The sequence below is a fragment of the Maribacter taeanensis genome (assembly GCF_047345145.1).
Taxonomy (GTDB): domain Bacteria; phylum Bacteroidota; class Bacteroidia; order Flavobacteriales; family Flavobacteriaceae; genus Maribacter_C.
In genome coordinates this window covers 17,760-41,895 of sequence record NZ_JBLFER010000003.1, presented here as the reverse complement: position 1 = coordinate 41,895, position 24,136 = coordinate 17,760, and the positions used below count along the sequence as shown (strand labels likewise).

Annotated in this window: 22 protein-coding genes and 2 tRNA genes; 15 read left to right on the top strand and 9 right to left on the bottom strand. The window is 38.6% G+C overall.

The genetic code is table 11. The features are described from left to right. Positions 1 to 15: 15 nt before the first annotated feature. On the top strand, positions 16 to 810 hold the full coding sequence (locus ACKWCD_RS11740) for a DUF2797 domain-containing protein (RefSeq protein WP_413984164.1): 795 nt from the start codon (positions 16 to 18) through the stop codon (positions 808 to 810). Between the two features lies 1 nt (position 811). On the opposite strand, the gene ACKWCD_RS11735 is transcribed toward ACKWCD_RS11740, so the two are convergent. The 3 genes from ACKWCD_RS11735 to sppA all read right to left on the bottom strand — a co-directional run bounded on the left by ACKWCD_RS11735 (position 812) and on the right by sppA (position 6,162). Beyond that, positions 812 to 3,556, bottom strand: coding sequence for an AsmA family protein (locus ACKWCD_RS11735; RefSeq protein WP_413984163.1), 2,745 nt, complete (start codon positions 3,554 to 3,556; stop codon positions 812 to 814). 63 nt (positions 3,557 to 3,619) lie between these two features. Further along, positions 3,620 to 4,330: a queuosine precursor transporter gene (locus ACKWCD_RS11730; RefSeq protein WP_413984162.1), complete on the bottom strand. Its 711-nt coding sequence runs from the start codon at positions 4,328 to 4,330 to the stop codon at positions 3,620 to 3,622. A gap of 71 nt (positions 4,331 to 4,401) precedes the next feature. Next, a complete protein-coding gene (gene sppA / locus ACKWCD_RS11725) occupies positions 4,402 to 6,162 on the bottom strand; it encodes a signal peptide peptidase SppA (protein WP_413984161.1) in 1,761 nt (586 codons plus the stop codon). Between the two features lie 73 nt (positions 6,163 to 6,235). Between sppA and folK the strand changes: the two genes are divergently transcribed. Further along, the gene (gene folK, locus ACKWCD_RS11720; RefSeq protein WP_413984160.1) at positions 6,236 to 7,381 is read left to right on the top strand and encodes a 2-amino-4-hydroxy-6-hydroxymethyldihydropteridine diphosphokinase; all 1,146 of its coding nucleotides are present in this window, start codon (positions 6,236 to 6,238) and stop codon (positions 7,379 to 7,381) included. A gap of 113 nt (positions 7,382 to 7,494) precedes the next feature. On the opposite strand, the gene ACKWCD_RS11715 is transcribed toward folK, so the two are convergent. Both ACKWCD_RS11715 and ACKWCD_RS11710 read right to left on the bottom strand, forming a co-directional pair. Further along, positions 7,495 to 8,025 (bottom strand): RNA methyltransferase, encoded by a 531-nt coding sequence (locus ACKWCD_RS11715; protein ID WP_413984159.1) that lies wholly within the window; start codon positions 8,023 to 8,025, stop codon positions 7,495 to 7,497. Positions 8,026 to 8,044: 19 nt separating this feature from the next. Then, a complete protein-coding gene (locus tag ACKWCD_RS11710) occupies positions 8,045 to 8,308 on the bottom strand; it encodes a hypothetical protein (protein WP_413984158.1) in 264 nt (87 codons plus the stop codon). Positions 8,309 to 8,392: 84 nt separating this feature from the next. Between ACKWCD_RS11710 and mutS the strand changes: the two genes are divergently transcribed. The 6 genes from mutS to ACKWCD_RS11680 all read left to right on the top strand — a co-directional run bounded on the left by mutS (position 8,393) and on the right by ACKWCD_RS11680 (position 14,177). After that, a complete protein-coding gene (gene mutS, locus ACKWCD_RS11705) occupies positions 8,393 to 10,975 on the top strand; it encodes a DNA mismatch repair protein MutS (protein ID WP_413984472.1) in 2,583 nt (860 codons plus the stop codon). Between the two features lie 133 nt (positions 10,976 to 11,108). Further along, positions 11,109 to 11,180, top strand: a tRNA-Gly gene (locus tag ACKWCD_RS11700). A 79-nt stretch (positions 11,181 to 11,259) separates the two neighbouring features. Beyond that, positions 11,260 to 11,343, top strand: a tRNA-Leu gene (locus ACKWCD_RS11695). 403 nt (positions 11,344 to 11,746) lie between these two features. Continuing rightward, positions 11,747 to 12,577 carry an RteC domain-containing protein gene (locus tag ACKWCD_RS11690; RefSeq protein WP_413984157.1) on the top strand — a complete coding sequence of 277 codons (831 nt, stop codon included), beginning with the start codon at positions 11,747 to 11,749 and terminating at the stop codon, positions 12,575 to 12,577. A gap of 173 nt (positions 12,578 to 12,750) precedes the next feature. Beyond that, a complete protein-coding gene (locus tag ACKWCD_RS11685; protein WP_413984156.1) occupies positions 12,751 to 13,038 on the top strand; it encodes a helix-turn-helix domain-containing protein in 288 nt (95 codons plus the stop codon). Next, positions 13,035 to 14,177: a hypothetical protein gene (locus ACKWCD_RS11680; protein WP_413984155.1), complete on the top strand. Its 1,143-nt coding sequence runs from the start codon at positions 13,035 to 13,037 to the stop codon at positions 14,175 to 14,177. The genes ACKWCD_RS11685 and ACKWCD_RS11680 overlap by 4 nt, the downstream gene beginning before the upstream one ends. Positions 14,178 to 14,248: 71 nt before the next feature. Here ACKWCD_RS11680 and ACKWCD_RS11675 read toward each other — a convergent pair whose 3' ends face one another. The 3 genes from ACKWCD_RS11675 to ACKWCD_RS11665 all read right to left on the bottom strand — a co-directional run bounded on the left by ACKWCD_RS11675 (position 14,249) and on the right by ACKWCD_RS11665 (position 16,846). Next, a complete protein-coding gene (locus ACKWCD_RS11675) occupies positions 14,249 to 15,565 on the bottom strand; it encodes a type II toxin-antitoxin system HipA family toxin (protein WP_413984154.1) in 1,317 nt (438 codons plus the stop codon). Continuing rightward, positions 15,559 to 15,873, bottom strand: a complete 315-nt coding sequence (locus tag ACKWCD_RS11670; RefSeq protein ID WP_238474589.1) for a helix-turn-helix domain-containing protein — start codon at positions 15,871 to 15,873, stop codon at positions 15,559 to 15,561. The genes ACKWCD_RS11675 and ACKWCD_RS11670 overlap by 7 nt, the downstream gene beginning before the upstream one ends. Before the next feature lie 358 nt (positions 15,874 to 16,231). After that, positions 16,232 to 16,846, bottom strand: a complete 615-nt coding sequence (locus tag ACKWCD_RS11665; protein ID WP_413984153.1) for an N-acetylmuramoyl-L-alanine amidase family protein — start codon at positions 16,844 to 16,846, stop codon at positions 16,232 to 16,234. 190 nt (positions 16,847 to 17,036) lie between these two features. Between ACKWCD_RS11665 and ACKWCD_RS11660 the strand changes: the two genes are divergently transcribed. Further along, positions 17,037 to 17,324: a hypothetical protein gene (locus tag ACKWCD_RS11660; RefSeq protein ID WP_138658712.1), complete on the top strand. Its 288-nt coding sequence runs from the start codon at positions 17,037 to 17,039 to the stop codon at positions 17,322 to 17,324. A gap of 131 nt (positions 17,325 to 17,455) precedes the next feature. Here the strand turns inward: ACKWCD_RS11660 and ACKWCD_RS11655 are convergent, their stop codons facing one another. Then, positions 17,456 to 17,629 (bottom strand): hypothetical protein, encoded by a 174-nt coding sequence (locus ACKWCD_RS11655; protein ID WP_413984152.1) that lies wholly within the window; start codon positions 17,627 to 17,629, stop codon positions 17,456 to 17,458. On the opposite strand from ACKWCD_RS11655, the gene ACKWCD_RS11650 reads away from it, so the two are divergent. From ACKWCD_RS11650 to ACKWCD_RS11625, 6 genes are all read left to right on the top strand, one after another. Further along, entirely contained in the window at positions 17,628 to 20,036 is a 2,409-nt protein-coding gene (locus ACKWCD_RS11650) for a TraG family conjugative transposon ATPase (protein ID WP_413984151.1), read from the top strand. The two genes, ACKWCD_RS11655 and ACKWCD_RS11650, sit on opposite strands and share 2 nt — an antisense overlap. 66 nt (positions 20,037 to 20,102) lie before the next feature. Then, the gene (locus tag ACKWCD_RS11645; protein WP_413984150.1) at positions 20,103 to 20,690 is read left to right on the top strand and encodes a conjugal transfer protein; all 588 of its coding nucleotides are present in this window, start codon (positions 20,103 to 20,105) and stop codon (positions 20,688 to 20,690) included. A gap of 1 nt (position 20,691) precedes the next feature. Next, positions 20,692 to 21,534 (top strand): hypothetical protein, encoded by an 843-nt coding sequence (locus ACKWCD_RS11640; protein WP_413984149.1) that lies wholly within the window; start codon positions 20,692 to 20,694, stop codon positions 21,532 to 21,534. Between the two features lie 56 nt (positions 21,535 to 21,590). Beyond that, positions 21,591 to 22,205 carry a conjugal transfer protein TraK gene (locus tag ACKWCD_RS11635; protein WP_413984148.1) on the top strand — a complete coding sequence of 205 codons (615 nt, stop codon included), beginning with the start codon at positions 21,591 to 21,593 and terminating at the stop codon, positions 22,203 to 22,205. A gap of 21 nt (positions 22,206 to 22,226) precedes the next feature. After that, positions 22,227 to 23,165 (top strand): conjugative transposon protein TraM, encoded by a 939-nt coding sequence (gene traM / locus ACKWCD_RS11630; protein ID WP_413984147.1) that lies wholly within the window; start codon positions 22,227 to 22,229, stop codon positions 23,163 to 23,165. Further along, on the top strand, positions 23,162 to 23,986 hold the full coding sequence (locus ACKWCD_RS11625) for a DUF4138 domain-containing protein (RefSeq protein WP_413984146.1): 825 nt from the start codon (positions 23,162 to 23,164) through the stop codon (positions 23,984 to 23,986). The genes traM and ACKWCD_RS11625 overlap by 4 nt, the downstream gene beginning before the upstream one ends. Positions 23,987 to 24,136 lie beyond the last annotated feature (150 nt).

Below are 24,136 nucleotides of genomic sequence, written 5' to 3'. Positions count from 1 at the left end.
GAGAAAATAAAAAATATGCAGTACGAAGGTGTATTACGAAAAATGCAGACTGAAATCGGGAGTCCGATTCAATATTATATGGTTTTCAATGATGATTTTCTCAATGTGAATCAGGTACTAAACAAGACCTTGAAAATCAATTTTATCAAATTCCAATGTTTGAATTGTGGAAACGATAGACCCATTTATCGCCAAGGTTTCTGCAAAAGTTGTTTTTACGAAATTCCATCGGCTGGCGATTGGATCATGCGCCCTGAATTGAGTACTGCCCACTTAGGAAAAGAAGACCGCGATTTGGAATATGAAAAGAAAGTGCAATTACAACCGCATATTGTTTACTTGGCAAACTCTAGCAATATCAAAGTTGGAGTGACACGTAAGACACAAGTCCCGACACGATGGATTGACCAAGGCGCACACGAAGCGATTGAAATAGTTGAAGTCCCCAATCGCTATTTGGCAGGAATTACCGAAGTAGCCCTTAAAGACCATATTGGAGACAAAACCAATTGGCGTAAGATGCTAACCAATTCGGTTGAAGATGAAAACTTGGTGGAATGGCGAAGTAAACTCAAGCAATACATTCCGGCAGAAGCGCAGGAGTACTTTTTGGATAATAACGGAGAAACACATTTGGAATTTCCTGTTTTACAATATCCTGAGAAAGTGAAAAGTTTAAATTTGTCTAAAACTCCTGAATTTGAAGGGGTCTTAAAAGGGATTAAAGGGCAGTACCTGATCTTTGAGGATAATACCGTTTTTAATGTTCGTGGGAGCGAGGGGTATTATGTTGGTTTAGGAGTTTCTTAAATCAGTTTATTGAATCTTTCTTTTCGTCTACAGTGTCCTTTTTCTTTTTTCTCCCCAAAAATCCTCCTATTATATCTTTGGCTTTTTCTTTAACTACATCTTCCTCTGTTTTTGAAGGGATAGAATCCGTTTTGGTTGCCGTGGTATCTTTTTTGTCCTTCCCAAGTATTCCACCTAAAACATCTTTGACCGCGTCCTTGGTTGGGTCCTCGGTTTTGGTTGAATCTTCTTCTTTGGAGTTTCCACCTAAAACATCAGTCAATAATTCGGTGGCTTTATCTTTTCCTTTGTTGATGAGTTTTTGCTTTTGAATTTCAATCAAACGAGATGTCAAGGTCTTGATACCAGAGGTCAAATCGGTAGTCACATTCGGACTATTATAATCCCCTCCAATATTGGCAACTACCGGTATGGTTAAATTATCCAATTGACCGTCATCAATTTTAGCGATTAAATTGGTTACTTCGCTTCCTAGATATTTCGCAGGCACCTCCATTGATGCTTTGTAGTTCATTTTTCTATCAAAGGAATGACCGCCATCGATATTGATAGCAATATCTTTATAGTTTAGGGTAAAAGGCTTTACACTAACCAAACCATCTTTAAAGGAAAGTTTCGTTTTTAAATCATTCAGATTCAATTGTTTTAAGTCGATAAAATCCAATTTACTCGCTAGGGCTGCTAACATTGGCGCCGATGAAGCATCGACATCTTTTGTAAATATGTTCGCCAACATATCACCACTTAGCGTCAATAAATCTGGAGTGAAATCATCAGTCAACGCTCCAGATAATTCAATGTCGGAATTAAGTTTTCCTTTTAGGATTTCAGCTACTGGAGCCAATACTTTAAAGAGCTCCAATGATTGGAAGGTTTCTCCTATCTCTAATTGATCCATTCCCAATTTCATATTGAAAGTCGGGGTCTCTGTTTTGGTAGATACTTCCCCATCAAAAGCCATTTTTCCATTGAAAATGGAAGTTGTCATATTACTTAATGTTGCCTTCTCATCCTTAATTCTGAGATTTCCTTTGACATCTTTTAAAACCAAATCATCATACAAAACCGTTTTAGCAGAGGCATTGATATTGGCATCTAAAAAGGATGGTATTTTGATTTCTGCATCTGGAGTGCTTGTCGAATCACCTTCTGAATTTATTTCTCCGCCTGAAGTTTCATCCGCAGTCATAAAATCGTTTAAAGCAAAAGTATCTGACTTCAAATCGAAATCTCCTTCTACCTTTTCATCATTGAACATATAACCGAGAAGATTTTTTATAGTACCCGTTGCATTGAAATCAGTTTTACCGGTAGTCCCTTCCAATTCATTCAGAGTAACCGTCTTCGGATTAAATGTCAGTGCCGTAGATTTTAGTTTTACAGGATTTACGAGTTCTTCAGAATTGTATTCAAAATCCTTCAAACTCATTTTTCCAGTAGTCTCCGTTTTCTCGTATTGATGTTTTTCTACGGAAGCCATATCGAAGGCCGTCGTAATATCTGCATCTAGATTTCCTTTTAAATCTAAATCTGTGGGAACCGGATACGCTTGCTCGATATTGGCCAAGTTCATTTTTCCATCCAAATGTGCATTGACTTTGGTGTTGCCCATCAACTCATTGATTTTCGCAACCATATTGAATTTGTCCTCATCAATCATAAAGGAAAGCTTTCCGATATCGACATAGGTATCTTCGGAAACGCCCGTTTTGTTGACAATGTCAACATCGATAAAAACATTACGAACCGATTTTGGCAAATCAGGATATTTAAAAGAAGCATTATCTGAGTTGATTCCGATATGAAACCTCGGGATGTAAGAATCATCAACAATTCCTTCGAAATTCCCTTCCAACATAAAATCTCCGGTAGTTTGAACGTTTTCAATGTTCTTTGAATACTCTTGGGGAATAACTGCTAGGAAATTCTTAAACTCCGAAGAAAGCGTTTTAAAACTGATGTCTACTTCTTGATTGTTCTCATTCACTTTCACAAATCCGTCAAAAACCAAAGGCAACTGATTTATGACTGCTTCATTCTTCAGGAAAGTATATTTACTAGCTTCCAAATCAATACCGATTACCGCATCTAGGAGCACTCTATTTTCATTGAGATAATTCGTGCTATCCATTTCGAAAGAAACCAAAGCCTCCGTATGCGTGTCTAATTCAGAAGATGCTAGGGAAAGGTCTCCTTTTCCTTCATGTTGCAGGTTTGAAAGTTCAAAGGACATTCCCGAGGACTTATCCAAATAAGAGATATTCGAGTTTATGATTTCGTAAGATTTCATATCCAACTGAAATCCGGTCAATTCTTCTGTGGACTCACTTTCGGTGCCCGAATCATTACCAATATCGTAATTGGCATTTTCAGTTTCATCCACTACAATATTGAGATTTGCGCCATCAATAAATAGGCTTTCAATTGCAATGGATTCATTTTCATTTTTGAAAAGCTGACGGATGCCCATTTTCAAATCCACTTGCTTTGCAGCAAACAGTGTGTCACCTTCAAAAGGAACTTTATTCAACAAGGTAATGTCAGTAAGCGAAACCTCAGCATCTGGGAAGCTGCTAATCAGACTTAAATTAGCATCTGAAAAGTCAAGCGTTGCATCGACATTATTGTTGACATTGTTCTTTATGATATCGCCAATCTTAGCCTCTAGAATAAAAGGTGCGGCAATCAATACACCAACTACCAACAACAAAAGAACACCAATAATCTTCAAGATTTTCTTTCCCATAATCACATAAGATTTTACCTACGTCTATAACTCTCGGGAAGACAGAATATTTTAAAAAACGGACTAAATATCCAAGTTAATTTCCTCCCCGATTTTAAGACCAAATCGTTTTCTTAGGAGATATACGAAGAAATAGAGGAAAGGGGTGTCGATAAATGCTATAAAAACCTTAAAAAGAAAACCGCTGACTACGAGTCCGAAGAAAATATCCCAAGGTAATACGCCAAAAGTACACAGCAAACCGACGACTGTAAAGGTATCGATGAATTGTGATAGAAAAGTGGAGAAGTTATTCCGAAGCCACAGGTGTTTTCCTTTGGTAAGGTTTTTCCAGAAATGGTAAATCGCAATATCAACGTATTGTGCCAATAAATAGGCAATCATTGATGCCAAAACCGCAATCGGAGATAAAGCAAAGACTTTTGTAAATGTTGCATCATCAATCGGAGAGCCTTCAATCGCTGGAGCGATATCAGCAAGGAGAATAATTCCCATGGAAAAGAAGGAAGCAAAAATACCGGCAGTAACGATTTCGTTTGCCTTCTTTTTTCCAAAGATTTCAGAAATCAAATCGGTAATTAAAAAAGTAATCGGATAGGGCAAAATACCCACCGAAACCTCAAAAAGGGAAGCTCCAAAAACGGTAATATCACCAAAAGGCTGCCAATAAAAGAACTTTTGAAAAATCAGGTTCGAAACTACTAAGGAGGTAATGAATAAAGCTCCTAAATAGAGGTATATTTTGTAGGCTAGTTTTTTATCTTTTGCGGTCATTGTTACTCATTGCAACTAAGAAGCATTCGTAAAACACCCCTAAAGTCCCCTCGAAGGGATAATCTCTTTTATTACTTGATGTCCAACACAAATGGCATTCTAGCTTGCGGACCTTTTTGTTCCATCGCTGATTTTACTTGCTTTAAAATAGTATAGGCCTCTACACCAATCTCATCTTCGATAATACTCTTTTTCGCCTTTGCACCTGCCCCACCGAAATCTTCCATAAACTGCTCTAGTCCGGTTTTATATCTTGGGAATTTCTTGATTCCGTATTCCTCTATTTTTGCCATTTTTGCTGCTTCTTCAATAGCATCGTTTAGATTTCCTAATTCATCAACCAACCCATTGTTCTTCGCATCTACTCCACTCCACACTCTACCTTGCGCTAGGCTATCTGCTTGGGCAACAGTGATTCCCCTACCTTGAGAAACCCGGTCTAGAAAAGTTTCATATACATCCTCAATACCTTCTTGAACGGTACTTCTAAAAGTATCGGTCATCGGCTCAAAAAGCGAATAATCTACCGAATTTTCGTTGGTGCCAACTTGTTCGGCATTGATTCCAATATCTTCTGCCAACTCGGTCATATTCGGAATAGTACCAAAAACACCTATTGAGCCTGTAATAGTTGTAGGTTCGGCAAAAATCTTATCCGCTCCAGCGGCGATATAGTACCCACCAGAAGCAGCAACATTACCCATAGAAACAACTACTGGTTTCTTTTCTTTAGCCAATTCAATTTCGCGCCAAATGATATCAGAAGTTAAAGCACTCCCACCGGGAGAATCAACTCGTAGAACAATTGCTTTCACCTTATCATCTTCCTTGGCCTTAATAATAGCTTCATTCATTAGACCTTGTCCGATTTGATTCGGTCCGCCTTCTCCATAAATGATTTCGCCTTGAGCATAGATTACAGCAATTTTATCCTTGCCCGATTTCTTCATTTTCGGATTTGAGCGCTTCAAATAATCATCAAGCGCAACAATGTGCAAATCATTATCCAACACTGAATCAACAGCGTACTTCAATTTGGCCTCATACTGGTCGTGAAAAACGATTCCGTCTATAAGTCCAGATGCTTTTGCTAGCTCCGGAGTTCTTCCCCCTAAAGTATCTGCAATACGATTTAAATCTTTCGGAAGGATGTTTCTCCCATCTGAAATCTCTTCGACCATGGAATTCCATAAAGAACCTATCAATTCCTTAATCTGGGTTCGGTTCGCATCGCTCATTTCGTTCTCTAAAAAAGGCTCAACGGCGCTTTTATATTTTCCGTGTCTGATAACCTCCATCTTAACACCAGTCTTCTCTTGAAGGTCTTTAAAAAATAGAACTTCAGAAGCCAAACCCTTAAAATCAATAGCCCCTACTGGATTTATAAAAATGGAATCTGCAACACTGGCCAGATAGTAATCTTTCTGCATGTAGAAATCAGAAAAGGTATAGATGAATTTTCCGGTGTTCTTAAAGTCTTGCAGTGCTCTTCGAATTTCTTGGGTCTGGGCATAACCTGCCATCGTAAAATTGTTGTTGATACTAATTCCTTTGATGTCATCATCATTTTTAGCAACTTCAATAGCATTCAAAATTTCATCTAGACCTTGAGACTCTTGAAAAAGTGTCCCGAAAGGGTCATCAGCATTCGACCCAACATAGTCACTTATAGGAAGTTGTAGTTGCAACTCTAAAACTGAATTCTTCTTTACTGCTACTCCATCTTCAGCACTGCCAAACAAACTAGCAAAAATGAAAAACATGAAAAAGATAATTCCAAAAGCAACAAGACAGCCTAAGATGGCTGCCAAAAAATTTCGTAAAAACTTCATAAATGGTGTGTTATAAATATCCTGTAAAGATAATGAAAGTGAATTTGTTTTATTTACTTTGTTACTCCCTATTATGAGCTCAACCAAAACCGTACATCTTTCCCTTGGAAGTAATATTGATGATAAACTGAATAATCTTCAGGATGCCATCTTTGCTATTCACCAAACCGTAGGGAAAGTGGTTAGAATATCCCCGGTATACCAAAGTAGCGCATGGGGATTTGAGGCTGAAGATTTTTTCAACATCTGTATTACGATTAAAACCGGGTTAGCTCCAGCAAATCTACTAGAGGTTCTTTTAAAAATTGAGGTTCAACTTGGAAGAGTTCGTCTTCAGGAAGATGGTTACGAACCCCGCAAAATAGATATTGACATTCTTTACTACGAAAAGGAAACCGTATTTAATGACAACCTGGTAATTCCACATCCTGAGCTGCCTTTTCGTAAGTTCGTATTGAGGCCTTTAGCGGATATTGCTCCACAATTTTATCATCCCGTATTAAACAAAGATTCTCGTAATCTTTTACAGGAATGTAGGGATAAGGGGACACTCGAAAGAACTCCGTTTCGTCTTTTTAAGGATAGGGATGAGCTTTTTGCACATACTAATTTTATAGCGATTGAAGGAAATATCGGCGCAGGAAAGACCACTCTCGCTAACAAAATAGCGGAAGATTTTAATGGAAAACTAGTCCTAGAGCGTTTTGCAGACAACCCGTTTTTACCCAAATTCTATGAAGACCAAGGGCGTTATGCCTTTCCCTTAGAAATGTCTTTTCTAGCGGACCGTTATCAACAATTTACGGACGATACGTCGCAGTATGACCTTTTCAAAAGCTTTATGGTTAGCGATTACGATATTTATAAGTCATTGATTTTTGCCCAAGTGACCTTGCAGAAAGAAGAATTTACACTTTATAGAAAGCTTTTTAATTTGATGTATAAGGAAGTAAAGAAGCCGAAGATTTACGTCTATCTATACCAATCTACCGAACGGCTTTTGAAAAACATTAAAAAACGTGGAAGGGACTACGAGCAAAACATTGAACCTGAATACCTTGAGAAAATTAACTCCGGTTATTTCGACTTTATCAAGAGTTACCCAGAACAAAACAACTTAATTATTGACTTAGGAGATATGGATTTTGTTCAAAACCCTGATGACTATGAAATACTTGTAGATAAAATATTAAGATTCGCTGTTCAACTGCCATTTTAGGATTTTTTTAAGAAAAATGTTGCACAGAACCTACGGATTTCCTTAATTAGCAATCGCTAGAAAGCAACTAACTAACTCAAACTATATTTCAAGCCCGATTTTTCGGGCTTTTTTTATGCATTTAATTTTTGCCAAAAATCCCAAATTAGAACACCTGCACTCACAGAGATATTTAGGGAATGTTTTGTGCCAAATTGAGGAATTTCAACCACTTTAGCGCAGATATCAACAACAGCCTGATCAACTCCTTTTACCTCGTTTCCAAAAACCAGCACATACTTTTTTGCAGTGTCGACTTTTAGCTCGTTCAACATCGTTGCTCTTTCTGCTTGCTCAATAGCAATTGTTTCGTATCCTTTTGAATTGTATTCTTTAATGACTTCGAGAGTACTTCTGCGGTGTTCCCAAGTGACACTTTCGGTAGCACCTAATGCCGTCTTACGAATATCTTTGTGAGGAGGAGTTGCGGTAATTCCGCAGAGATAGATTTTTTCAATTAAAAAAGCATCCGCAGTTCGAAATACCGAACCGATATTGTTCAAACTTCGAATATTGTCAAGAACAACTATAATAGGTGTCTTCTTGGCATTTTTGAATCCGTCAACATCTAAGCGGGGTAATTCTTCGTTTTTTAGTTTACGCATTTTGTTTTTAATAGAGTTTTTAGCGTTGTAGCCCTTCGACTCCGCTCAGGATGATATTTTTGCTCTTGGCTCTTGGCTCTTGGCTCTTGGCTCTTGGCTCTTGGCTCTTGGCTCTTGGCTCTTGGCTCTTGGCTCTTGGCTCTTGGCTCTTGGCTCTTGGCTCTTGGCTCTTGGCTCTTGGCTCAAACAATAATTCAATTGAGTTTGAGCTTGATACTTGAACCCCAAAAGTTATCCCCATAATATCAACAATACTGTGGTTTCCTTGACAAAAATAGTACATTCGTTTCTACCGCTAGGTATGCAATAAAATTTCAACACAATCACTTTGGCAAAAAAAGAAAAAGTAAAAAAGGTGACCCCTTTGATGCAGCAGTATAATACCATCAAGACGAAATATCCTGATGCTTTATTGTTGTTTCGCGTGGGTGACTTTTATGAGACTTTTGGCGAAGATGCGGTCAAAGCATCTAAGATTTTAGGGATTATCTTAACGCATAGAAATAATGGGGGCGACAGAACAGAACTGGCTGGTTTTCCTCACCATTCTTTGAATACATATTTACCGAAATTGGTAAAGGCGGGACAGCGGGTTGCTATCTGCGACCAATTGGAAGACCCTAAAATGACCAAAACCATTGTCAAAAGAGGCGTAACAGAATTGGTAACTCCGGGTGTGGCGATGAATGACGATATTCTTGATACGAAGACGAACAATTTTCTATGCGCGGTTCATTTTGGAAGAAAACTCATCGGAGTTTCATTCGTTGATATTTCAACGGGGGAGTTTTTAACGTCAGAGGGTACAGAAGAGCAAATTGATAAATTGCTTCAGAATTTTGCTCCAAACGAAGTATTGGTTTCCAAAGCACATAAAAAGGATTTTTTAGAAGTCTTTGGAAAGCAGTTCCATACGTTTTTCATGGAGGATTGGGTATTCCAAGAAGATTACACCCAAGAAACGCTCAATAACCATTTCAAAACCAAAACGCTCAAAGGTTTTGGGGTTGACCATTTGAATCATGGCACTATTGCCTCGGGAGTAGTTTTACACTATTTATCGGAAACCCAACACCGACAATTACAGCATATCAATTCGTTAAAGCGAATTGCAGAAGAAGAATATATTTGGATGGACCGTTTTACCATCCGTAATCTTGAATTGTACCATTCTACCAATTTGAATGCGGTTACCTTACTAGATATTATTGACAAGACGATTTCGCCAATGGGCGGACGATTGTTGAAACGATGGTTGGCACTTCCTTTGAAGAATGTGGAGAAAATCCGGAGAAGACATCAAGTGATTGGGCATCTGTCCAAAGAAGAAGATACGCTTCAAAGATTACAGCAGCATATAAAAAAAATGGGCGATTTGGAACGCTTGATTTCCAAAGTAGCTACCGGAAAGATTAATCCGAAAGAAGTTGTTCAGTTGAAAAATTCTTTAGAAGCTATTGTTCCCATAAAACAAATGACTTCTCAAAGTGACAATGAAGCTTTACAGTTGATTTCCGACCAATTGCATCCGTGTGATTTGTTACGTGATAAGATAAAGGAAATGTTGAATGAGGAAGCTCCTGTGCAAATTCCGAAAGGAAAAACCATAGCTGATGGGTATTCCGAAGAACTAGATGAACTGCGTGCCTTAGCTTTTTCAGGAAAAGATTATCTAGCCAAAATGCTAGAGCGAGAAACTGAACGTACAGGCATTAGCTCATTAAAAATAGCTTCTAATAATGTATTCGGATATTACATTGAAGTCCGGAATACACATAAAGACAAAGTCCCAGAAGAATGGATTCGCAAACAGACCTTGGTTAATGCAGAGCGATACATTACTGAAGAACTCAAAGAATACGAAGGAAAAATATTAGGAGCCGAAGAGCGTATTTTGAGTCTGGAAAACCAGTTGTTTTCGCAATTAGTCGTTTGGATGCAAGAGTACATAGCCCCAGTTCAAAACAATGCACATCAAATCGCACAGCTCGATTGCCTTTGTGGATTTGCACAATTGGCTAAGGAAAATAAATATTGCGAACCAATTCTAAATGATTCTACGGAAATCGAGATTCGAAATGGCAGACACCCTGTAATTGAAAAGCAATTGCCTTTGGGTGAAGCCTACATTGCCAATGATGTTGTTTTGAATCGCAAAAATCAGCAGATCATCATGATTACGGGACCAAATATGAGTGGTAAATCTGCTATTTTAAGGCAAACTGCCCTCATCGTATTATTGGCTCAAATGGGCAGCTTTGTACCTGCCGAGTCTGCCCAAATAGGTTATGTGGATAAAATCTTTACGAGAGTTGGCGCGAGCGATAACATATCAATGGGTGAATCTACTTTTATGGTAGAAATGAATGAGACTGCATCTATTTTGAACAACCTATCAGAACGAAGTTTGGTCTTGCTTGACGAAATAGGACGCGGTACAAGTACTTATGATGGTATTTCCATCGCTTGGGCGATTTCAGAGTATTTGCATGAGCACCCGGCACGTGCGAAAACCCTTTTTGCCACCCATTATCATGAGTTAAATGAAATGACCGCTACTTTTGAGCGAATCAAAAATTTTAATGTTTCGGTAAAAGAATTGAAAGACAATGTACTCTTCCTCCGCAAACTTACCGAAGGAGGAAGTGAACATAGCTTTGGAATTCATGTAGCAAAAATGGCCGGTATGCCACAAGCCGTGATTTCAAAAGCGAATAAAATCTTGAAGAAACTAGAAAAATCACATTCCAATGAAGAACTTACTGATAGCTTAAATGCCGCTCAAAATGAAATGCAATTAAGTTTCTTTAATTTAGATGACCCCCTTTTAGAACAGATTAAAGAAGAGATAACCCATTTAGACATTAATACCCTCACACCGGTTGAAGCTTTAATGAAACTGAATGAAATAAAGCGTCTCTTGACTAAAAATAAAAAGGCAACAAGTTAAATCTTGCAAGGCTTATTTTTAGACGAATTTCCTTTGGAGTTTATAGAAATGTATTAAATTTGCATCCGCATTAGTTAAATAATGCACGTTCTTTCTAAGCCCTCCTACGGCGGGTAAACTGAAATTACCAAACGCGAAAGTAGCTCAGGGGTAGAGCATCACCTTGCCAAGGTGGAGGTCGAGGGTTCGAATCCCTTTTTTCGCTCATAAAACGCTGCACGTCGGCGTTTTTTTTTATTCATGTACTAGCCTAGTACATTGAGGACATGCCTTACGGCAGTCAGGCTCGAGTGGTGGAATTGGTAGACACGTTGGACTTAAAATCCAATGGACATTAGTCCGTATGGGTTCAAGTCCCATCTCGAGTACACGGGAGATAGCCGAGGTTTTGCCTCGGCTTTTTCATGCCAAAAAATGACTCAGGTACAACATAGGTACAACAAATGGCCTTTTTTCTCCCTTAATTTCAATTGATTTCATATAAATTCAAGTGCACTCATATTTAACTAAAGTGACCTTTTTTGTGTGGGAACGAAAACAAAGAATAGATACCTCACTCAAAACATCTTTAAACTAATTGCCCTCCATTGTTCACTAATCCTGCATTTATTATTAATAAAAAGACTATATATTTTGTAGTCAGTATTTAGTAAGGCATGATTTTTGGTGATTTATTCATGGAGAATTTCCTAACCTCTATTTAGTAATTCACGTAGTTTTCCCCAATCCTATGATGAACGATAGTATGAACTATTGTCTAAATTTTGGGATATGGAAAGAGCATTACTTTCAGAAAAGTTACTAGAAGAACTAAATGTCATCGAGGCTACGGTTTCGGAGGTCATCAAAAAGTGTGACCTATCTATTTCCAAGTGCAGAGACCTCATCTATCGATTCAAAAAACAGATTTCAAACTTTACGTTTAAAAGTGTGGATGCCGAAATCCAATTTTTTAAGTTCACAAAACAGCTTCCATTATCCAATTTAGTGTACTACTCGGAACTCCGTTCATTTGAAATTCAATTTCCTTTGGGGAATCAAGAAGTTCAAAAAAAGTACATCCAGAAAAAAATGGATAAAATAAATCGGTTCTTTAGATATAATCTCGACTTTGTCCAATACATAGAACAAGATAAAAAACACTTGGACGAGAGTTACTTTACAAGAGCTTATTTCAAGGATGTCAATATCACCTATTCTAGACACTATTATCGTGATAAGGATTTCTGTACCTCACACGACTTATTATTGGCTAAGTTATCCGCGAATAAGCGTCTGATAGCTTACTTAAAAAAACGGTTCTCAAAAATTAATGAAAATTGTATTCCTTGTGATGATTGTTCGGAAAGCAACCTGAAATGGACATTCTCGAATACCGCATATGTTGAACTTTTATATGCTCTTTCAAGTGTTGGTGCTATCAATGATGGAAAAGTAGAGATTTCCCTAATTGACAAAGTACTACGCAAGGCATTCAACCACGACTCCGGGGATATTTATAAAATCTACTCCGAAATTCGCAGAAGGAAAAAAAGCCGAGCCAAATTCATGGAAGACCTCACAAGGGGGTTGGAAGATAGAATGGATAGTGCAGACGCTTGATTGGTTCTCCTCGTTCGAAATCTTGTCAAGAAGTGTTAAAATTTGACCAGAGGTCGGGTGAACTGGTGAATTTTCTCCATCGTTTATAGTCAAATTTGCTTAAAGGGATACAAAGTATTACAACCATTAGTAATTCACTTCCTGAAGATTAATCATAATAAAACAAATGGGTTATGGCAGCAAATATCATTACTACAGAGGATTTAGAGGAGTTCCGAATCAAACTCCTAAGCGAAATCAAAGATTTACTTGTGACAAATGGCAGAATAGGAATAGACCAATGGATTAAGTCAGGACAAGTAATGAATAAACTTGAAATAAGTCCTGGTACGCTACAAAATTTCAGAATAAACGGAACCATTCCCTTTTCAAAACTTGGGGGAATCATCTACTACGATGTGGAGAAGATAAATGAGATACTGGAGAACAATGAGATTGACTTTAAAGGAAAAGCAGCATGAAAGTAGCGACCTTTAATATTCAGAACCTATTCCACAGACATACCGATATGGTAGAACTGGAATATGAAATCAAGTCCGAAATTTGGAAAGAGGAATTCGAATCACTTTTTTCCAAATCCCAAAAGACCTCCCTTGACTATAATCGCATGAGGGAGCTGGCAAACCTCTTAGGTTTTCATCAAGCACCACATACATCTTATTTATCAATGAAGAATATTGAAGGAAGTCTGCACGTAAAATCAAGCTTGCAGGTTATGGAGACAAAAGCATCTTACTTGAGCAATTGGAATGGTTGGACAAGACTAAAATCGGTCCCCATAACCAAAAAGGCCATTTTCAATAAGGCAAAAGTCATTTTAGAAGTTGACCCAGATATTGTTTTATTGCAACAAGTCGAGAATAGGGAATCCCTAATCCAGTTTAATAAATCCTTCTTTAAAAATAACCAATCAACCTATTCTGAGATTATGCATCTTCAGGGTAATGATGGCTTAGGTTTAGGCATGGGCATCCTCTTAAAGAAGGGTTATCATATCAAGTCAGTGAAATCCTTTTCAAATGAAAAGGACGCTAAGGGAAGATTACTTTTCAATACCGATTTTCAAAAATATAAAATCAAAACCCCTCAAAACAAGACGCTACATCTTCTATGTTGTCAGCTCGCTGGCGAAAGCGAATCTGATTCTTTAAGAAGGAAACAAGCGAATAAAATTGCAGAGGTCTATAGTGACTTACTATCACAAGGTGCTGAAAATATCATCATAGCAGGCACTCTAAATGCCCCTTCTTATGCTGCTTCCACTTCCACAATTTTGGAGACGGGGGTTATGGATATAGTCAAACACGATTCTTTCGATGTGATGTTGGATTCAGGAAATGACTCTAGTTATTTCAGAATGGGGGCTTATAGAATGGGTGTCAATATCAAACAGAAAGATTATCTATTGGTTTCCCCCATCCTATTTGACAAAGTGGAGGATAGTGGGTTGAATAGAAAAGCAATATGGCCTCTAAAAAAACCAGAATGGGAAACTTATGATAGCGTAGAGAATGAAAAGGATGCAGCTAGTGAGCATCCATTGTTATGGGCCGAATTTAAATTAGAAGATTCCATTCGGCTATATAAAAAAAGTGCTTAGAGCTCGGTAACTTTAAAAGTAAGTTTGACCTCTAAAAAAAGAACTCCTCTACTTAATGCCTTGTGGAGTTGTTATTCATTAAAAATAGGGGCCACTAATGTTTTTGAAATAGAATTATACAAGCTGTTTGAGACATTCGCCTCAGCTGCATATCTTTTCCAATGACTTACTACCTCTTTAATTTCACTAATTATTTTTTCTCCTTTTTTAATGTTATTGTCCTTTGCTATTTTCATTAAGTCCGACTTCTCAATATTCTTGTGTTTCCCGTTTATACTTAGCGTATGCTGACTTACCCAAATATTATTTGGGTCATATGAGTAGCAAACATCATAGGCTGGAGAAAGCTCCCATTTACTATTTTCTTTGAGCCTAAAGGAAAAGTTCTTTGTATGGTCGTCATAATTGGTTGCCATTACATTGAATACCATCCTTCTAAACATTTGCTCGGCCTCCGGATATGTCAATTTAAGTATTCTCATGGTCTGAAATAATTGCTCGTAACTATAGCCTTGTAAGTTGTTATAATCAAAATGCTGAATTCCGCATAACGTTTGAATATGATGCTTTGTGTTATTGCCTTCTCGGTCGAATCTTTTTGTCATGAAATGCGCTCTTTCGTTTTCTTCGAGTAATCGGCACTCCATCATATTAATTCCGCAGTCTTTGGCCATTAAATAGTATGCGTATTCAACTCTTCCGAATCCATAGCTTTTACCAAATTGCGCATCACTTACACCATCGAGTTTAATTAGCCAATGTTCAAAACCTTTTGGGGAATCTGTCTGCCCTGATCTGACCTCCCCGGTTTTTTCATTGTAAGCAATTACTGCTTTTGGTCTGGCACCACCAGCGGACGTTCCTATGGTTAATATTTCACTCATTGCCTTTTGCTCGTTGCCCTTGAGATTAGTTTCAAAATTTTCTCTATTCGAGAGCATTTTTTGAGCAACTTCGACTAGGCTTTTTATCTCTACAGCGAATGTTTGATTGTTTGACTTGAGGCTTGCAGGATGAAATTCTAGTGCCCCCATGCCTCTTAACCCGATAAAACATAATTGTTCAACGGGGTTCATGCTGTTTGGTGGTCTACCTTGTTGTGCTAGCCATATATTTATTAACTGGTTGCCATACTTATCAGGGAGTGCGTCAGCTAGTAATCCAGGAAGTCCTTTAAAAGTAGAAACCTCCTCATTTTTTGATTTTCTCAATTCAGGAAAACTATAAATACGTTCCCCATTTGTTATAGGCATTTTTATTGGGGAAAGGTCTTGACTCCGGGTTAAGAATTTTTTGTCGAATTGAAAACTAGCCAATTGCTGATTTGTATCCCAACGAGCAGCTCCAACTAATTCGCCCCATATTTTTATTTCAACTGCGTCTACCATTCTGAATCTTCATTTGAATTAGTGGTTTTGTTTCGAGCTCGTTGTCTTTTGTTTTTTTTAAGTTTAGCGTATGCTATTGGACTTATTTCATCACTTACTTTAAAAACGTCCATAACGTATAATAAATCAAGAACTCGTAAAACTTGCATTAGACTATTCAGCGATACTTTTTCGCCACGCTCCAATAGACTAAGTGTGGAGCGACTAATGTCTGCTGCTTTTGCCACCTCACTTTGTGATTTGTTTTGATTTAATCTGTGATGTTGAATAAAAGCACCTATTGTTTCGATTAGAGCTTTATCGCTCATTGAAATCCAATTTATGTATGAATTATCATTCATAATATCATTTTTATCTATTTAATGCATGAAATATCATTCAAATGTACAGATATTCTTTGATTAATTGATTTTAATTCGTATTAAAAATCATTCACTAAGTACTAAAACTTTAGTTAATGCATGATATATCATGCATTTTTTAAATCAGAATTACTATTGAAAGTTCTATATGTGGCCAAATAAGTAATGAGATTCTAGTTTTGGCCACTTATAAGTTCTTGTTTTTACAATTCCTAACGAACTGGGCCACTTCTTTATACATCGCTGGAACAATACTTCCTATACTCTTTACGACCTCTGATATCAGCTCTTTCATAGTTCTCTCTTATATCGCCATTAAAATAGCCAGGGCCAATGCCTTTCTATTCTCAAGATCTTCAAAATAGATTGATTCATCTGAATTCGACAAATACCCAATCTCTATCAATATGGCAGAACAATAGTTGTTGGTTTCCCTTAAAACCTGAAAATTACCCCGCTTTGGTTCTTTGGTCATAAAGCTCAGATTCTGATTTAGCTTATTCAAAATTGTTTGGGCGTACATTTCGGATAGTTCATTATTATCATAGGTATAAACTTCTACGCCTTTTATGTTTGAATCACTTATATGATTACAGTGCAACGAAATAAAAACATCCGGCTTAATGTGTTTGACAAGTTTAGTTCTATCGTCCAATGAGATAAGCGTATCACTATTCCTCGTTAAATAGATATCATATTTGGATTCCAACAAACTTTTGTTCCAATCTTTCATTTGCCGGACAATGTCTAGAACGACATCCTTTTCCTGAAGTCCATCTTCCGAAACTGTACCGGAATCAATACCTCCATGTCCCGCATCGAGAACAACCACCTTTCGTCCCGCAGTTAATGTCTGCCCGATTGTGTTGTTGTTGCTCAACATCAATAGACAAATAAAGAAGATTATAGGCACTCTCATCGATTCATGATTTTCAGATTCTTCATTGAGCAATATTCAACGAATCTTCCAAAACCATGAACTTCCATCAAAAATTAACGCTATTCTTAGTTAATTTTTAGGAATCCTTCGGTAAAAAGTACAATCCACTTCTACATTTCATAATAATTAATCACAGGCCGAAAATGTTTCGACCTTAAAATTATCAGTTATGGAAAAAGCTAAAAGTCTAACACTGGCATTCCTGTTTATGAGCCTTGCCAGTTACGCTCAGGTCGGTGGAATCGAAGATTCCGTAAACGATGTGTCGGATACCATCCGTGCCATCTTTCCCATTATCCTTGGGGTCATCTTTCTAATTGGTTTCCTGTTCAATGCGGGCCACTTCTTTGGGGAGAACGCAGACCTCAAAAAGGGTATTACAAGGGTATTAGTATTCGTACTTATAGCCGGTGCCGTAGTCGGCATCTTTACCTATCTAATCTCAATAGTCGTGTAATGACCCGCATCGCGGGATTTTATTAAAAAAACATGAAAACATTTGAGGTTTACCGGAACATCCGCAAAGGGGCATTGATATGGGGTCTGCCCATATCGCTATTTGCCCTTTTGATGGTGTCCGTCGTAGCCTCACTGTTGGTTATCATTTTCTCTTTCAGCTTGATAATGGTGCTTTCTCTTTTTATCTGGAATGCCACTCTCTTTATAGGTCTGAATAAAATGAATAGCAGCACCCAAACTTTCAATATCAGAAAAGTATTCCCTAAAAGTATCAGTAATAAAAAAGACAATATCCTGAACCATGTCGAAGATCAATATCTCTAAATATCATCCCATAGCGGACATCAAAGATCATCTGTTGTTTTGTAACAACGGGAATGTCGTGGCATGTTATAAGGTAGAGCTACCTGAAATCTATTCCCTTTCGGAAAAGGATTTCGAGGACCTTCATAGCAATTGGTTCCAGGCCATGAAATCCTTACCTGTCGGAACTGTAGTGCATAAACAGGACGTTTATTTCAAAAAATCCTTCACTTCGAAAAACCTACCCAATAACACCTTTCTATCCAAGGCCACGCACGACTACTTTAAGGGAAGGGAGCATATGGAACACCAAGGGTATCTCTTCTTTACACTAACCAAGAACAAACAACTCAACAACTCAAAATATGTCAACCCCTTTCGCAAAGCGGATGCAAAGATTCCCGAAGTTCTACAGGAAAATCTGCAGCGTTTCAAAGCGGCCGTCAACGACTCGGTTTCATTTATCAATAATGGAAGAAAGATGTCATTGGCACCCCTTAGTGCAGATAAAATAATAAGCATCACTGATGCTTATTTCAATGGCTATAATGAAGGTTTCGATACAGCTATAGAACTCGGAAGAAAAGACATCCAAATAGGGGAGAATCATTTCGATGTACTTACCGTGAACAGCGAAAGCTGTTTTGGGGAGAAAGTCCAGACCAGCAAAATAAACGAGCGCTTTACCTCTGACGACTTTAGTTTTCATCAAGGATTTATTGATGGACTAGGGCTTTCCCTAAATGAAAACCATGTAGTCAACCAGATTATCTATCTCGATGACAAACAAAAATGGCGAAAGCTATTGGACAAGAAAATCGAGGAGCTGAACAAGAGTTCCAACTTCGGTTCTCAGAACAAGGTCATCCTTAAAAAAATTCAACACATTCAAGAGCAAATCAATACGGATGATAGTTCGCGAATCATTCGAGGACACCTAAATGTCATCTACTGGCACAAAGAGGAAAAACAACTCGAAAAAATTGCTTCACAAATAAAAACGGAGTTCAAGGAATTGGATATAACCCCCTACTATCCTAGCAGTGAAGAGCGGAAAAACTACTTTCTAAATAGTTTTTGCTGTTTCGCCTCCAACTTTTCAAATGAAGATCTCTATGTAACCGATTTGAAGCATGCCTTGTGCTTGCTGATAAACAATACGAATTATCAATCCGATAAAACGGGTATCATCTTCAATGACAGGGAACATAACATTCCCGTACTTAAAGATGTTTGGGATGAAAAGAAGAAACGCATCAAGGCAAGGAACTTTGCCATATTCGCCCCAACGGGAGAAGGAAAATCCTTTCTGGCCAACAACATCCTACGCCAATATTTTGAGATGGATGTCCGTCTGGTCATTATCGACTTAGGGGGTTCGTATACCAAGTTCGCACAGTTATACCCTGAGCAGTATACTGTTCTGCGTTATGAGAGCGGAAAGAACTTAGGTATCAACCCCTTTTATATCTCGGATGTAAACGATATCAGTCCAGAACGATTGGAAGATCTTTCCGTCTTTCTGTTTGAACTGCTGGCATCGGATCTGAAAGTGACCAAAGCACAATCCGTATCGCTAAAGAAAATCCTTCAACATTATTACAAAACCGTTACCGAGGCCCATTCCTTGGAAAGCTTTTATGGCTTTATCCGAAATAATCGAGAACGATTTTTGGAAACCCTTGGTATCGATAAGGCTTATTTCAACATTACCAACTTCTTGCACATCCTTTCGGAATATGTGGAAGGAGGATTGTACAGTTTCCTATTCGAGATGAGCGAAGATCAATCCTATAAAATAGAGGACAAGCGATTGATCGTATTCGAACTCGACGAGGTCAAGGACAATAAAGAAATCCTTTCGGTAATGCTCAAGCTTATCAAAACGGCAATCCAACGCACCATTTGGCGAAACAAGGAAGAAAAGGGAATCATCCTTTTCGATGAGTTCGCCAAACAGTTGAAGTTTCCCAATGTATTGGAGAGCGTGGAATTCTATTATCAGGCCATCCGAAAGCAGGAAGGGGCCATTGGGATTATTTTACAGTCGATCAACCAACTTCCTGATAATTCCACATCCGCAAGTATCCTTGAAAACACACAGGTCATTTACAGCCTGAACAACGAAAAAGGTTATGATGAATTGATAAAACGGCTCAACCTATCCAGCCATGACCTCAACCAGTTGAAATCCATCAAGAACGACCTTACTGGTGAACGCAAATACACCGAAATGTTCATCAAGATCGGAAAGGAAAGCAACATCTTCCGATTGGAAGTACCGCCAGAAGTATTCGCAGCCTATCTCACGGACGGCTCCGACAACGAGGCCATAATGGCCCTTTATAAAGAGGAAGACAATATGGAAATAGCCATCAAGCGGTTCTTGGAACGCAAAGCTGCATAGCATAACTAATAAAAGTTCAATCAGATGACGAAATCAAAAGTTTGGTCATCATAAAACCCGGAAATCATGAAAATTGGAATTAAAAAAATAGTGTTTACGGCATCCCTGATACTGGCCTTAACAATGCCCGGCCGTACCACGGCTCAGGGTATACCTGTTTACGACAATGTGAACTTTATCTCATTTGTCAAACAACTGTTGGAAGCTGGAAAACAGACCGCCAATATCATCAAGACGGTCAAATTCCTGAAGAAACAGAAAGAGAACATCGAAAAGGTCAGTGCTGCCATTGAAAAACTAAAGGCCGTGCAAGAACTCATCCGCAATAACAAACGCCTCTATGATATGGTGCAGGGAGATTTAAGGGATATCCTTAATTCACCTCATATCAGGGCGGATGAGGTGGAACGGATATCGACATCGTTCAACGCCATCTTGGATCAAGCTACGGAGGACCTGGAATTCATAAACGAAATCCTGTCCAGCGACCATTTGAAATTGACGGATGGGGAACGCATGAGGGCCATCCGTGTACATCAACAAGAGTCCAAGGAAATGGTGACCGAAATCGAGCGTAAGACTGAGCGGTATCGGGATATCATCGCCTTTCGTGAAATGCAGGACAAAATCAATAACCGAAAAACAAATTACTAAAATGGAACTCATGATTTCCTTGAGCATAGGACTTGAATATGTGGACGCTGTCTTTGAGACGATCAAGGGCACCGACTTCTCTACCTATACCATTCGTGGTATCAAGGTCTTGGCCGTGCTGTTCTTTTTGGTCAATATCCTCAAAAAATACAATGAAGGAGTTGCCGATAAGGAAGGATATTCATGGGGATTGTCCCCAAGGGATCTCGCCAAGAATTTTGTTATGGTACTATTGGTCATATTCTCGACACAGATCCTGGGCTTTTTGGATGGTATTTTGGTGGCTATCGAAGGTCAGTATCGTGATACTGCTCCTGCTTTGATTCCGCTGCAATTACAGGAAATTCCGATTGAAGAAGATGTTGGTGCTTTCGATACGGCCAAGAAAGCTTGGGCCTTATTGTACGAAGCTTTGGTCACCCCCGTATTCGGCATCAAGATGTTCAGTTTTTTTATAGGATTGATCCTTTGGATGATCGATCTGTTCATCTATCCCCTGTTCTTGGCGGAACGGTATTTCCTTTTGGGAATCATGCAGGCCTTTTTTCCTTTGGTCATCAGTTTGGCGGTTTTTGAGAAATTCAGAACTATGGCCTACACTTTTTTCAAGTTGTATGCAGCGGTCTATATGCTCGTACCAGCTTTTTTTCTGGTCAACATTTTCGTGAACCAATTGTATTCGGAAATCAATGCCAATTTCTGGACGAACCTTTGGGGAGGGCCAACGGACAATACCACCATCAAGATTTTAGTGGAAGCCGCGACTATCGGGTTTATCGTCTTCCTAAAATTCAAACTTTACAAGAGGGCGACCTCCTTTACGCTAAAACTCTTCAGCGGGTAGCACCCGCAGGCAATTTATTCATGAGATTATTAATGTAAATATGAAAAAATATAAAAATGAAACTACCGTATAAGAACATTTATGATGTACTCAAATTGAACCGCTATGTAACGATTATAGTAACTGTTACAGCACTTTTATCAAGCGTATTTTCAGGGGTGATGGTATTCAATATGTACCAAAAAGCGATGGATAGTGCTTTTGCCGTGAATACGGATGGTTCTGTAATTCCCCTGAAATTGGTTTCCCAAAAAGAAAACCTTCAGGTCGAGGCATTGTCTCATTTGCAACTGTTCCATGAATACTTCTATGGAATCGATGACAGTAATTATGAGAGTAATCTTGAAAAGGCACTTTGGCTTGGAAACAGCACAGTCGACAATGTCTATCGGCAGAAAAAGGCTGATGGGGTCTATAACCGGATATTACAATATTCCCTGGTGCAAAAAGTATTGAGTGTCGAATCACAAGTGGATTTAAGGACAGAACCCTATCGCTTTAAAACTATCACCGTTTTTGAAATCAACAGGGGCTCTGTCATCGACCGCTATGAAATGGTCTCGACAGGAGGACTTATTACGGTAGACCGAAACTATCCCAAGAACACCCATGGTCTGCTCATTACTGATTATTTCGAGAATTCCCTGAAGAAGGTAAAAGAGCAAGAGTGAATTGAACTTAAAAAACGAGCTATGAAAATGGACAAAAAGAAAATAGTGTTTGCAGCGGTCATCGGAGTGGTCATCTTATTCATCATCGGTTATTCGGTTTTTGTTTTGGGTTCGGATGATGATAGTGCCAACGAACTCCAACAGACTTTGGTGCCCGAACTGGAAGATGGGGAGGATATGTACTCCTCCAAAAAGGTAGCAGTGGATGCCATAAAAGATGAAAGGGAACGTATTGCCCCTAGCATCTATGACGAACGTTTCTTGGATGAATCAGGGATATACGATGAAGACCTTTTGGACAAAAAGAAACAACGTATAGTGGATAGCATATACCGAATCGGTCGTATAGATTACTCCCAAGATTCTACAACTTCGGGAACCCGAAAACCATTACGTAAAAAGCGAAGAAAGAAAAGTGAGGTAATCGATACAAAGGATACCATTTCGCCATTGAAGGCAATGGGTCTGGAGCATCAATTGTTCTTTGCGGTCAGTCCACAAGTTTTGGCGGACGGCACCGGTGAGTCTTTGGTAGTCGAGATCGATGGAGAGCAGACCATAAGGGTAAATGACCGATTGCAAATGCGGGTAATACAAAACACGACCCTTCAAGGTTTGGAGATTAAAAAAAATACACTGCTCTATGGAATTGTCAAGTTCCGGCCGAACCGGGTCATCTTAAATGTGGAAAATATAGAAGGAATTCCGCTGAAGCTAAAGGCCTATGATAATGCCGACGGACTGGAAGGCATTTACATACGAAATAGTTTTCGGGGCGATGTCTTCAACGAGGTCTTAAGCGATGCGATTTCTGAATTCAATATTCCCGGCGTTCCTGATGTTTCAGGGGCGGTCAATACTGGGGTAAGCGGGGTGAAAAAAGTATTTCAACGCAATAACCGTAACGTCAAGGTTACGGTCAACAATAATTACAAACTCATTTTAAAACCGAAGCTATGAGACATACATTCTTGATTTTTCTTTTGGCGACTTTGGGTAATACTACATTTGCCCAAGAGCCTCAACAGTTGGATACCATTTATGCCAATGAAAAAATGAACCTGGCCCTCTTCTTCCCAACGAATATCCGTCAGGGAATCGTCGGAGCAAATAACTTTGTCTTTAGCTATAATCGGGAGCGTGCACAACCTTTGGGGCTGTTAAAGGCAACCAAAGGAAAACAAAGTAATCTTCTTGTGGTCACTACCGATGGCAAGGTATATTCATACATCATCAAGTACGCCGATTCATTAAAGGAGATGAACCGTTTTGTTTCCTTTACGGAAAGTATTGGGTACGAGCATCAAAGGGAATCTCTGGTAATTCGCGATACTATAAAACTGGATTCCAATTTGGTTGTTCATAAGCAATACACCAAAGCATTTTTGGAAAAATCATCAAAAGCAATGCTTAAACGACCGGAACGAAAGAATGTTTTCAAGCGAAAAGAAGGTGTTTCATTGGCCATTAAGAATATGATCTATTTCGAAGATTTGGTCTTTATGCAGTTTGAGATCAAGAACGAATCGGGTATTGATTTTGACATTGATTATCTGAAAGTAGCGATGGTCATAGGTAATGAGAAACGAAGAGCTTCATATCAATCCGTACCTCTAGAGCCTCAATATGTTTATAAAATGCCTGACAAAACTAGGCATGCGGAGATTTCAAGGTTTGTTTATATACTACCGAAATTTACTTTGGGCGATAATGAAAAACTGGAATTAAGGCTTAAGGAATTGAAAGGAAACCGGGAATTGATATTAAGAAGGAGGTTATAGTCATTAACACTCTTTACAAAAAGCGGATTCTGTAAAGAGTTTTACTTTTCGGAAGTATAGTTCAGAGAGTCCATCCGCAATTGTGAAACCATGTTCAATAGGCGCGATGTAAAGAGTCCTGAAAAAGGGATCACACATTTACTAGAGAAA